The 2,631-nt window shown below is 54.0% G+C and carries 3 protein-coding genes; all 3 read right to left on the bottom strand.

Features of this window, described 5'->3' with window-relative positions:
* Positions 1–500 precede the first annotated feature (500 nt).
* A complete protein-coding gene (locus FCK22_RS17850) occupies positions 501–1,760 on the bottom strand; it encodes a DGQHR domain-containing protein (protein ID WP_067260810.1) in 1,260 nt (419 codons plus the stop codon).
* The gene (locus FCK22_RS17845) at positions 1,750–2,226 is read right to left on the bottom strand and encodes a hypothetical protein (protein WP_136720739.1); all 477 of its coding nucleotides are present in this window, start codon (positions 2,224–2,226) and stop codon (positions 1,750–1,752) included. Before FCK22_RS17845 ends, FCK22_RS17850 begins: the two co-directional genes overlap by 11 nt.
* A gap of 230 nt (positions 2,227–2,456) precedes the next feature.
* Positions 2,457–2,631 (bottom strand): integrase core domain-containing protein (locus FCK22_RS17840; RefSeq protein ID WP_136720738.1); only part of this gene is annotated, 175 nt, incomplete at its 5' end.

Genomic DNA, 2,631 nt, shown 5'->3' with positions numbered 1-2,631 from the left:
ACCCCGGCCGCCAACCGGGAGAACCTCCGATGTAGTCTCCATGGAGAAAATCCAGTCCAACAATCAACAGGGTCCAATGAACCCATCACCATGACAGACGGAAGGTGGGCGGCAGGAAACGCTTACGGTCCTATGAAGCGCGTAGCGCCAGCTCTTACTCATAGATTTGTTCGTAAGAGCAATCAGTCCGAACCTTCCTGGTCTCACCAAATGACGGATGTCGCTTTGACGAAAAGCAGGGCAGCAGCAACGCATTCCCGCCCCTCGATACCAGTAAAAATTTGTGACCGAGCAGTTTCTTGGCCGTGACGGGCGAAAAGCGGACATGCCGCATCGCGGCGCCGACCCCGAACATCATGGGCTGATTCCAGGTGACTTTGCCATTCTGGTTACGGGCTGCCCCGCGGATCAAGTATGATGACCTCCACGCGGCAGCGACAATGAGGCACAAGAACAGCTCTTCAGCCATCGGTCTCCGGGGCGCCCAGTTCTTACCCTCGCTAAGGTTTCCAATCTATGTAGTCCATCATTTCGCGATACAGCTTGCCAACACCAGAACTACCCGGCAAATACACTTCGCGGTTGATGTCTTTTGCGTCGATGTCGATCCTCGCGAAAACTTCATCGCAGTCTTTGCGTGTCAGGATTTGACCGGGTTCGTTACAGTAATGCAGATAGACCGGCCGCAGAAATTTCATGAGAGCCGCGTAGCCCGTTGTCCTGTTGAGAACCGTGCCCGCGGGAGCGTCGTCCCAGACCTCAGGCCAGCGCGCCTTCACGGCGCCGAAATAGTTAGTCAGGCACAGGAACATTCCGCCATCGTCTTCCTCATCGTAAAACGGTTGGAAGATGAACTTGCGCCACGCATCTGGCTTGCGCCGTGATCCGAAAATGCCCCTGTATCGCTTGTTGCGCTCTGCTTCCGGGTCCGAAGTGATGTAGTCGACTAAAGGCTTCGCGACCGTAGCTTGGGCCAGTGTTTGGATTCGCCCCTTGCCAGGATCGGCTTTCCCGAGGCGCTTCACCTTGTCGTGGAGCGGCCCATCTTTATCGGAATTCATAGCCAGAACGACTTCGTGCGCAAACTTCACCGGGCCTCGCTCTTCGTAATAGGATGCCAGGTCAACCACGAGGGATTGGTTCACTTTCGTTTGTGATTGGTTCACGCGTGCGAAAATCTCCGCTTTGTCGGCTTCAGAAGCCCCGACGAAGACAGAAATGTTGACATCGAACTCCCTATCGTCTTCCAGGCCTTCCAGGCCCGCCACCCGATGCTGGCCATCGATAATAAAGGCAATCTTTTCAACAGGAATGTAGGTCGTTTTGCCCCCATCATCTTCGCTGTCTTCAGCCTCATTATCTTCTTCGCCGTATGAGTTCAGCAGCAGATTGAAAACATGGGCATTCCCGTCGATTTCTTCCTCTTCTGTTTCGAAGAACTTCTGGGCCTCTTCTTGCGTCATGTCCGGATCGTGATTGACAAGACGCGTGCACTCGGGAGCCACTGCTATAATGATAGAGGTTGGAAACGTAGCGTAATCCAGATTCACATACTTTCTTATCTCGTCGATACGCTTTTGCGAGCGCTCACGCTGAATGCCCGCAATTGTATCTTGTGTGCCTTCAATAAACGCGCGGATCTCTGTGTATGAAATTCTGGTAAGGGTCCGGGCGTCCATTGTTCCGACGTAGAACTCCCCGATGGGCTGCTGGACCTTGGAAACTGGGAGTATGATCGGGGCTTTGATTTCATTGCGCACGGTTTGATGCCCTTTCTTTCATAGTGCTCACGCGGTTTATCTCCACTCTGCCAGCTTCCTGGGCGTTGGGAACGGTTGGGCTGCGCACAATGAATATGAACCAAATCAAGTGAATAAGTGCATAAAGGCACCAAAGAATGAGCAGAACCGTATCGGTCAATCCCCCTGTGACGAAACCAGGATTGAGCCCGATGATCAGCGACGTCGCGATGATGGGTGCAAGAAGTATGATCCCCATGATAAACGAACCGAGTTTATCTTTTTGTGGATGTCTGAGAAGAGCGCCAAAAGCGGCCCCTGATACCGCCAAGATGGTCAAACCAACCTGACCACCTTCGAAATACCCTGCGAAGGCCGTGCCTGCCTTTAATTTATCGTCATTTGCGGCAAGTAGAGCTGAAATTAACCCCACCACACCGATGGAACCAGCGATCGAGAGGGCGATCTCGGCAAATCCATCTTTCACGTTTCTAATCAACTACTCCCCCATCACTCTGCCCCGGCGGTCCTGCCAAGCTGTGTTAGGAGCACCGGCAAGTCAAGCAACACGCACCGGTTGCAGTCTGCCTTTCGCCCTCAAGCGCCGCCGGGTTCATTGAGTCTCGTCGCGCACTTGCGGACCGGATCGTCGAGATATCAGCCAAGCAAGCTGATCACATGACATAGATAATGACCTGCCCCCCACTGGTCCCTCGTTCATGACGAGAGTCTGCGGGTTTGATTTTGGTAGTCGTGGGTTTCGGTCTTGGCAAGCGCGCCGGGCGCGGAGCCCTCAAATTGCTCAAGCGTCCGGCGCGCTTCGGCCGGTGTTTTGTTCCCGAGCGATGAGTGCGGCCTGACGGTGTTGTAATCGTAACGCCAGAGCGCCAGC

It is taken from the genome of Sulfitobacter sp. 15WGC (genome assembly GCF_005068605.1).
GTDB classification, from domain to species: Bacteria; Pseudomonadota; Alphaproteobacteria; order Rhodobacterales; family Rhodobacteraceae; genus Sulfitobacter; species Sulfitobacter faviae.
The sequence above is the reverse complement of the archived record's forward strand: the minus strand, read 5'-3'. Positions and strand labels throughout refer to the sequence as shown.